This is a genomic window from Francisella sp. 19X1-34, assembly GCF_041102755.1.
In the GTDB taxonomy this organism is placed as follows: Bacteria; Pseudomonadota; Gammaproteobacteria; order Francisellales; family Francisellaceae; genus Francisella.
Window position 1 is genome coordinate 1 of the sequence record NZ_JBGCTX010000087.1, and the last position, 7,986, is coordinate 7,986.

Consider the following 7,986-nt stretch of genomic DNA (forward strand, 5'->3'; position numbering starts at 1 on the left):
ACATTTTATGATTAAATTTGAAGATAGGATTGGTAGCCTATGAAAAATTTACACAAAAGTCTGTAAAGGGTCTATATAATACTCTACCAGATTTATCTTCCTTCGCAGATAGATCTTTTGATATAGTCTTATGCTCTCACTTTTTATTTTTGTATAGTAAACACCTAGATCTAGACTTTCATATAAAATCAATTTTAGAAATGTGTAGATTAGCAAAATCTGAAGTAAGAATATTTCCAATACTTGATTTAGAATCAAATAGATCTAAACACTTAGATAAAGTATTGGAAGTATTAGATAAAAATAATTATAAATATAGTATTGAGAAAAGCTCTTACGAGTTTCAAAGAAATGCTAATCAGATGTTAAGAATTAGCATATAATATTTTTTGAATTACATCATACCTGGCATACCGCCCATGCCACCACCCATAGGAGGCATAGCTGGAGCATCTTCTTTGATTTCACCAACCATAGCTTCTGTTGTGATCATTAGACCCGCAATTGAAGCAGCATGTTGTAAAGCTGAACGAGTAACTTTAGTTGGATCTAAAATACCCATCTCAACCATATCACCATAAGTATCGTTAGCTGCGTTATAACCATGGCTACCTTCTTTAGCTTTAACTTCATTTACAACTACAGAAGACTCACCACCAGCATTTTGTACGATCTGTCTTAGAGGAGCTTCGATTGCTTTTCTAAGTAGAGCTATACCGTGGTTTTGATCATCATTCTCACCAGCTAAACCATCAAGAGCTTTTTGTGCTCTAATAAGAGCAACACCACCACCAGCAACGATACCTTCTTCTACAGCAGCACGAGTAGCATGTAGAGCATCATCAACACGGTCTTTTTTCTCTTTCATTTCAGCTTCTGTGATAGCACCAACTTTGATCACAGCAACACCACCAGATAGCTTAGCTAATCTTTCTTGAAGCTTTTCTTTATCATAGTCTGAAGTAGCTTCTGCAACGTTTGCTTTGATTTGAGCTACTCTACTAGAGATAGCTTCTTTATCACCAGCGCCATCGATAATTGTAGTGTCATCTTTAGTTACTTGTACTCTATTTGCAGTACCTAAGTGCTCCATACCTGCTTCTTCAAGCTTCATGCCTAACTCTTCAGAGATAACTGTAGCGCCAGTTAAGATAGCAATATCTTCTAACATAGCTTTTCTTCTATCACCAAAACCAGGAGCTTTAACAGCACATACTTTAACTACACCACGCATGTTGTTTACAACTAAAGTAGCTAAAGCTTCACTTTCTACATCTTCAGCGATGATTAATAAAGCTTTACCAGACTTAGAAACACCTTCTAATACTGGAAGTAGCTCACGAATATTAGAAATTTTCTTATCAACAAGTAAGATATATGGACTTTCTAAATCAGTAGTCATATTTTCTTGATTTGTAGCAAAATATGGTGATAAATAACCTCTATCAAACTGCATACCTTCAACTACATCAAGCTCATCTTCAAAACCTTTACCTTCTTCTACAGTGATTACACCTTCTTTACCAACTTTTGCCATAGCTTCAGCGATAAGCTTACCTACTGTAGCATCAGAGTTAGCAGAGATAGTTCCAACCTGCTCAATAGATTTAGCATCAGAACAAGGCTTAGAAAGTACTTTTAACTCTTCTACTAACTTACCAGCTGCTTTATCGATACCTCTTTTAAGATCCATAGGATTCATACCAGCAGCAACAGCTTTTAGACCTTCTGTAAGTAAAGCCTGAGCAAGTACAGTTGCAGTAGTAGTACCATCACCAGCCACATCAGCAGTTTTTGATGCTACTTCTTTCACTATTTGAGCACCCATATTCTCAAACTTATCTTCTAGTTCGATTTCTTTTGCAACAGATACACCATCTTTTGTAATATTTGGCGCACCAAATGATTTATCTAAAACAACGTTACGGCCTTTAGGACCTAAAGTAACTTTTACAGCGTTAGCTAAAGTGTTAACACCATCAAGCATCTTTGCGCGAGCTTCATCTGAAAATAAAACTTCTTTTGCAGCCATATTTATTTCTCCTTTGAAATTTTTTCTACCCTGCATTTAATTACAGGATATCTCTATACAAAATATTAATTTATTACCCAATAATACCCATGATATCTTCTTCTTTCATCATAAGAAGAGTCTCATCACCTGCCTTTACTTCACTGCCTGAGTATTTACCAAATAGTACTTTATCACCAACTTTTACATCCATAGGTAGTGTAGTACCATTTTCTAGCTTTTTACCGTTACCAACAGCCACAACCTCACCTTCACTTGGCTTTTCTTGAGCACTACCAGTTAAGATAATCCCACCTGCAGATTTTGTTTCTTCTTCTGCACGGCGTACTAATACTCTATCTTGTAATGGACGAATGTTCATAACAATCTTACTCCTTTGTTAAATTAACTATTGTTTTATTAAAGTTTTGAATTTATCTGCAGCTTAGAACAACCTTAAGTTCTAAGCACTTGCAACCATACATATTGAGTCAAAAGATTCTTTTTCAAGAATTTTTTTTATTTTTTGTTAAAATTTGCTTAATTTAAAAAATAAAACCTTTCTAAATATGAAAAGTTATTTATATATCAATAGAAATTCTCTTAAATAAACAATCACAAAATAGCCTTGCAAAAATAGTTGCTTCATAAATTATTATATTTTTAACTAAAGTTTTTTATACTATGTAATAGTTTTATCGTATATTTTTTTATAACAAACTATTTAAGGATGTACATATGAAATACATAAGTTTAGATGATCCTCGCTCTCAAGTTGTAATAGATTTATTAAATAACGTTTTAGGTGAATCTAACTGTAATAATATAGAAGATTATCTAACAAACGATATTCTAATGACTATCAACGGCAGAGAGTTAAAAGGAATTGATCAAGTTAAAAAAAGAATTGATTGGATTAGTAATAATACATATGGTGTTACGGTAACTCTAGAGAAGTTAATTATTTCAGGTGACTATGGTTTCGAAGGACATATTACTGAATCTAAAACAAAAATAGATAATAAACAAAATCTTGTAAAATTTTACTCTTTCTTTAAATTTAGAGGGAATAAAATCTGTCATTTCGAAGGTGTCGTTGCTAGCCTTATAGAAGATAACCTAAAAGCTGCAACTAGTATTGAATAACCAATTAATATATCCCATAACAGTTAGAAACTCCTTATCTATGATTTTTTTCAAATTAATCAAGCTTTCCTTTAGTAAAGATTTTTAATATAAACAATAAGAATAATGCAAAGGATGATGTAATCAACATAGTTAAAGCAATTGGTAATGCTGAAGTTGCTGGAAATGACATTGCTATACCAACAACTATTGCACTTAATGATAATTCCATTGTACCAAACATTGCTGAAGCTACCCCTGCGATTTCAAAAAATGGTTCCATACTACCACTAGCTCCTGTTCCTGCTGCAATAGCACATCCAAAAGCAGCAAAAAAACACGGTGCAAAAAACATCCACAGACTTAATCCAAAGCCAACATAAGAAGCCAAAGAAAGTATGCCAGCGATAAACACACATACAACACCAACTATAGTGGTTCTAAAAACTCCCAAATGATTGACTATAAAACTAGCAAATACCGCTCCTATCAAATAGGCTATTCCAGTAAATCCAAACATAATATAAATCTTTGTATAAGGGTCTTCTAAATATATAATTATGTATGGAATCATAGTGAAAAATATTAAAAATGCAGACATCCCCGATACGGCAGATATTGAATAAGCCCAAAACTGTAATGATTTAGATACTGTCCAATATCTATAAATAGTGCCTAATGAAAATTTTTTTCTCCTTTCAATAGGTAAGCTTTCTTTAACAAAAAATATGATTATTAGAAGTGTCATTATTGACAAAATAAATAAAAAAACAAATATAGATTGCCAATTAAATAGTAATGCTAAGGTAACACCTATAGGTGGTCCTAATATAGGCGACATTGATACTATTGCATCAACTAAATTATATACCATTGAACTTTGCTTACCTGAAAAAGCATCTCGGATAATGACAAAAGCTACTACGCTTAACCCACATGCTCCCACAGCTTGAATAGCCCTTGAAAATATCAGAAACTTTACTCCCGGAGAAAATATACAAAATAATGTCCCAGCTAAAAATAATATAGCTGACATAAAAATTACTTTATATCGTCCTATCTGATCAGATAAGGGTCCTAAAATTAGCTGACCAACTCCTGAGATTATAAGAAAGACTGATATTGTTAGCTGAGCCATAGATTGTGTTGTATGTAGGCTCTTACCCATAATAGGTAATACTGGCACATATGCTTCCATAGCCAACTCGCAACAAAAAATAATAGGTGCTAATATCAGCACCGTTTTAAATGGTGAATGTTTCCACATATCCAAAACAATCTAATTTAAAAACTTAATATATAAAATATCAAACATTTTTATTAGAAATACAATTAAAGTATTACTATTTATTACAATATTTAGTCAAACTTTATTATAAATAATAAATACTTTAAATCCTTACTAGAGATTTACCTGTTTTACTTATATTATATTACAATATTGCACCCATAGCTTAACTGGATAGAGCGTCGCCCTCCGGAGGCGGATGCGGGGGTTCGAGTCCCTCTGGGTGTGCCAGCAACTAATTTTATAATATTTGTATATTTAGCTTTTTAAGATCTCCCAAACTTTTGTACCATATATAAGTGAAGCTCAGCTGTAGAATAAAAAATAAATATCCTTTCAGAAGTAAATTTTCTCCAATTAATTTTGTTAAAAAAGTAAAATCTCTTAATAACTTGATACAATAATATAATCAAACATCAAAAGCTGATACCTCTTATCTAGAGCTATTAATTTACAAATAAGGTAATAAATATGTTTACAATATCTGATGAAAAAAAGTACACACAAATTATTGTAGAAGGCAAAATAACTCATTCTGACTATACAAAAGTACTAATACCTAAGCTTGATGAACTAGCAAAAAATGGTGCTGTTAAAATCTTAATTAAAATGCAAGATTTTTCTGGTATAAGTTTAAGAGCCATACTTGATGAATTTAAAACAGAATTTAAACATAGAAAACATTTTGAAAAAATAGCAATTGTAACAAGTGGCTCAAAACTCTCCACCTCGATCAATATATTTCGCCATTTCTTTTCTGGTGAAATTCAGACATTCACTGATGAAAACTGGGCTAAAAACTGGCTTGTTAATACTCGAATGAGATATTTACATACTATGATAAGAGTCAAAGACTTAGAAAAATCATTAGATTTCTACTGTAATAAACTAGGACTTAAAGAAGTAAGTAGACAAGATAATAAACAAGGTAAGTTTACCCTTATATTTTTAGCTGCTCACGATGATTATGATATAGCTAAAACTGACAAGTCCCCTCTTATAGAGTTAACATACAACTGGGAAAGTGATGAAATATATGAAGGGGGTAGAAACTTTGGGCATTTAGCATTCTCAGTAGAAAACATATATGACATCTGTCAATCTCTAAAAGATCAAGGAGTTATAATCAACAGACCCCCTAAAGATGGACACATGGCTTTCATAAAATCCCCAGATGGTATATCAATAGAACTAATTCAAGAAGGTAAACCCTTGGCTAAACAAGAGCCTTGGGCTAGTATGGAAAATGTAGGTACATGGTAGTTTTTAAATTTAAAACATAACAAACTTTTCTTATCAGACTCTATAAACTAATAAATAAGGTGACTAATATGTGTGGAATCTTAATGGTTTTCAAAAAGAATGAGCAAATAGACAAAGAAAATTTTAATTCAGCTCTCTCACTACTTAAACACAGAGGCCCAGATGAGCAACATTACACTATACTTAATAATCCAAATATTGCTTTTGGCCATACTCGCCTAAGTATAATTGGTGTTGATAATGGTGAACAGCCTCTAAAACATAATAATGATCTTACCGCTATAGTAAATGGTGAATTTTATGACTACAAACAGATTCGTCAAAACTACAAATCTAAAGGTTATAAATTTAATACAAATACTGACAGTGAAATAATACTGCCTATGTATTTAGAAAATGGTAACAATTGCTTTGCTAAGTTAAATGGAGAGTTTGCTGGTGTCATCTATGATAAAAATAAACAGCAGATAATCGCCTTTAGAGATAGACACGGAGTTAAACCCCTATATTTTAGTATTGATAACAAAGGCATTAGTTTTGCTTCAGAGATAAAAAGCATACTTAAATATAACAAACAAAAGGCTGAATTTAATATACGAGAATTAAAAGATAGACTATACGGCCAGCCATTAAGTCAAGGCGATACTATATTCAAAAACATATATAATGTTAAACCTAGTCATTTTATGGTCTATGATATACGCTCTGGTAACATCTCTGAGCATCGCTACTGGCAACCTAAGTATGAAAGATCAAACTACACTAGCGAAAGCTTAACTGAGATTCTTGATCAATACCGTACTAGAATCACTAAAGCAATAGAAAGAAGACTGGTTTCAGATGTTCCGGTTGCTACTTATCTTAGTGGTGGTATAGACTCTTCAGTATGTTATGCTATTGCAAGTCAACTAAGCGGTAAAGGTCTAGATGCCTTTACAATTTCATTTGATGATAAAGATTATGATGAAAGTCTAATTGCAAAAAAATTGATTAATAAATATTCAGGTAAGCAAAATACTCTCTATATCAACGATCAAATCTTAGCAGATAATCTTACTGATCATCTTTGGTGTTTAGAGAATACAACTTTTAATCCTCATGGAGTAGCAAAGCATTTGCTAAGTAAATTAGTACGTGAAAATAACTATAAAGTTGTCTTAACTGGTGAAGGATCAGATGAGTATAATTGTGGCTATATTACAAATGTAATTGATGCTATGCAAGTTAATCCAGAAATGTTTGATAAAAACTCTATTGCAAGCAAGATTGAAGTAAATAAAGGAGTTTTTCTTGCTGATGGAGCTAGAGATATAGATTACTTAAAAAGAAAGCTAGGTTTTAGCCCTAGCTTTTGCTCAAATCATGTTCCACAAGTAGAGTTAGTGAATAATCTCTTTAGCACAGACTTTAAAGACGAAAACTGTTTAGGTAAATTCCAAAGATTCTTAGACAAAAACTTTATTGATACAAGTAATTGGGACGCTTTAAATATTTCACTATATTATCAGTCATTAAATACCTTTGCTTATGTACTAACTGCTTTAGGTGATCGTACTGAAATGGCTCACTCTGTTGAAGCTAGAGTACCTTTTCTTGATAATGATGTGATTGATTATATAACTAAAGTACCACCTAAGTATAAATATTATAATAATACTGATAAATTCATTCTAAGAGAAAGTTGCAAAGACTTTGTCACACCTGAACATTATCAAAATATGAAGCATCCATATATGGCTCCACCAAGCAAGGCAAAATCTCCTCTAAATATAATGATGGGAGATATATTTCATAGTAACAATTTTATCCCAACAGAATTATTTGATCATGGTAAATTACTAGAGCTATTTAACATTCATATCAAAAATGGTGCTACAGATCCCTTCATTAGTAGAATCTTATTTAATATTTTCTCAGCCGCTATGTTAAATGATATTTTTGATTTTTCTTAGATATAATTGTATATGCCATATCTTAATACTCTTAAGAGCTAAGTCTATTTTTAACTAAATTTACATAGCTAACTCAAGCTCAGGTGGTGGAAAGTTAGCACTAGAATAGTTACCAATTTCATGTAAGCCATTACAGAAGCTATAATCATCGATACTGATAGTATTATTTTTCTCATCTAACCTCCCTAATGTTTTAGATTTCTAATAACTACAGTATCTATTATGTGTTACTATTCCTCAAAATTTAAATATATTGTTATTAACATATTGATAACCTCAGTTCGATAATTACTTCATGTCTAAATATTTATAATTATTGATTTTAATTGGAGAAATAATAAACTGAG

Annotated in this window: 7 protein-coding genes and 1 tRNA gene; 5 read left to right on the forward strand and 3 right to left on the reverse strand. The window is 31.8% G+C overall.

Annotated features, from left to right (window positions below; genetic code table 11):
• The first annotated feature begins 200 nt into the window (after positions 1-200).
• Positions 201-383, forward strand: coding sequence for a hypothetical protein (locus AB8E56_RS10735; protein WP_329480967.1), 183 nt, complete (start codon positions 201-203; stop codon positions 381-383).
• Positions 384-394: 11 nt separating this feature from the next.
• Here AB8E56_RS10735 and groL read toward each other — a convergent pair whose 3' ends face one another.
• On the reverse strand, positions 395-2,032 hold the full coding sequence (gene groL, locus AB8E56_RS10740) for a chaperonin GroEL (protein WP_329480969.1): 1,638 nt from the start codon (positions 2,030-2,032) through the stop codon (positions 395-397).
• A gap of 73 nt (positions 2,033-2,105) precedes the next feature.
• Positions 2,106-2,393: a co-chaperone GroES gene (locus tag AB8E56_RS10745; RefSeq protein ID WP_329480971.1), complete on the reverse strand. Its 288-nt coding sequence runs from the start codon at positions 2,391-2,393 to the stop codon at positions 2,106-2,108.
• 356 nt (positions 2,394-2,749) lie between these two features.
• On the opposite strand from AB8E56_RS10745, the gene AB8E56_RS10750 reads away from it, so the two are divergent.
• Positions 2,750-3,157 carry a nuclear transport factor 2 family protein gene (locus tag AB8E56_RS10750; protein ID WP_329480973.1) on the forward strand — a complete coding sequence of 136 codons (408 nt, stop codon included), beginning with the start codon at positions 2,750-2,752 and terminating at the stop codon, positions 3,155-3,157.
• Between the two features lie 55 nt (positions 3,158-3,212).
• On the opposite strand, the gene AB8E56_RS10755 is transcribed toward AB8E56_RS10750, so the two are convergent.
• Complete coding sequence (locus tag AB8E56_RS10755; protein ID WP_329480975.1) at positions 3,213-4,403, reverse strand: multidrug effflux MFS transporter; 1,191 nt, start codon at positions 4,401-4,403, stop codon at positions 3,213-3,215.
• Between the two features lie 176 nt (positions 4,404-4,579).
• On the opposite strand from AB8E56_RS10755, the gene AB8E56_RS10760 reads away from it, so the two are divergent.
• The 3 genes from AB8E56_RS10760 to asnB all read left to right on the forward strand — a co-directional run bounded on the left by AB8E56_RS10760 (position 4,580) and on the right by asnB (position 7,639).
• A tRNA-Arg gene (locus AB8E56_RS10760) sits at positions 4,580-4,655 on the forward strand.
• Positions 4,656-4,895: 240 nt separating this feature from the next.
• Positions 4,896-5,687 carry a lactoylglutathione lyase gene (gene gloA / locus AB8E56_RS10765; protein WP_329480977.1) on the forward strand — a complete coding sequence of 264 codons (792 nt, stop codon included), beginning with the start codon at positions 4,896-4,898 and terminating at the stop codon, positions 5,685-5,687.
• Between the two features lie 68 nt (positions 5,688-5,755).
• A complete protein-coding gene (asnB, locus tag AB8E56_RS10770; protein ID WP_329480979.1) occupies positions 5,756-7,639 on the forward strand; it encodes an asparagine synthase (glutamine-hydrolyzing) in 1,884 nt (627 codons plus the stop codon).
• The last annotated feature ends 347 nt before the right edge of the window (positions 7,640-7,986 follow it).

Coding starts and splice junctions, on each gene's coding strand:
- AB8E56_RS10735 (WP_329480967.1), top strand. CDS start 201: ATGTGTAGATTAGCAAAATCTGAAGTAAGAATATTTCCAATACTTGAT.
- groL (WP_329480969.1), bottom strand. CDS start 2,032: ATGGCTGCAAAAGAAGTTTTATTTTCAGATGAAGCTCGCGCAAAGATG.
- AB8E56_RS10745 (WP_329480971.1), bottom strand. CDS start 2,393: ATGAACATTCGTCCATTACAAGATAGAGTATTAGTACGCCGTGCAGAA.
- AB8E56_RS10750 (WP_329480973.1), top strand. CDS start 2,750: ATGAAATACATAAGTTTAGATGATCCTCGCTCTCAAGTTGTAATAGAT.
- AB8E56_RS10755 (WP_329480975.1), bottom strand. CDS start 4,403: ATGTGGAAACATTCACCATTTAAAACGGTGCTGATATTAGCACCTATT.
- gloA (WP_329480977.1), top strand. CDS start 4,896: ATGTTTACAATATCTGATGAAAAAAAGTACACACAAATTATTGTAGAA.
- asnB (WP_329480979.1), top strand. CDS start 5,756: ATGTGTGGAATCTTAATGGTTTTCAAAAAGAATGAGCAAATAGACAAA.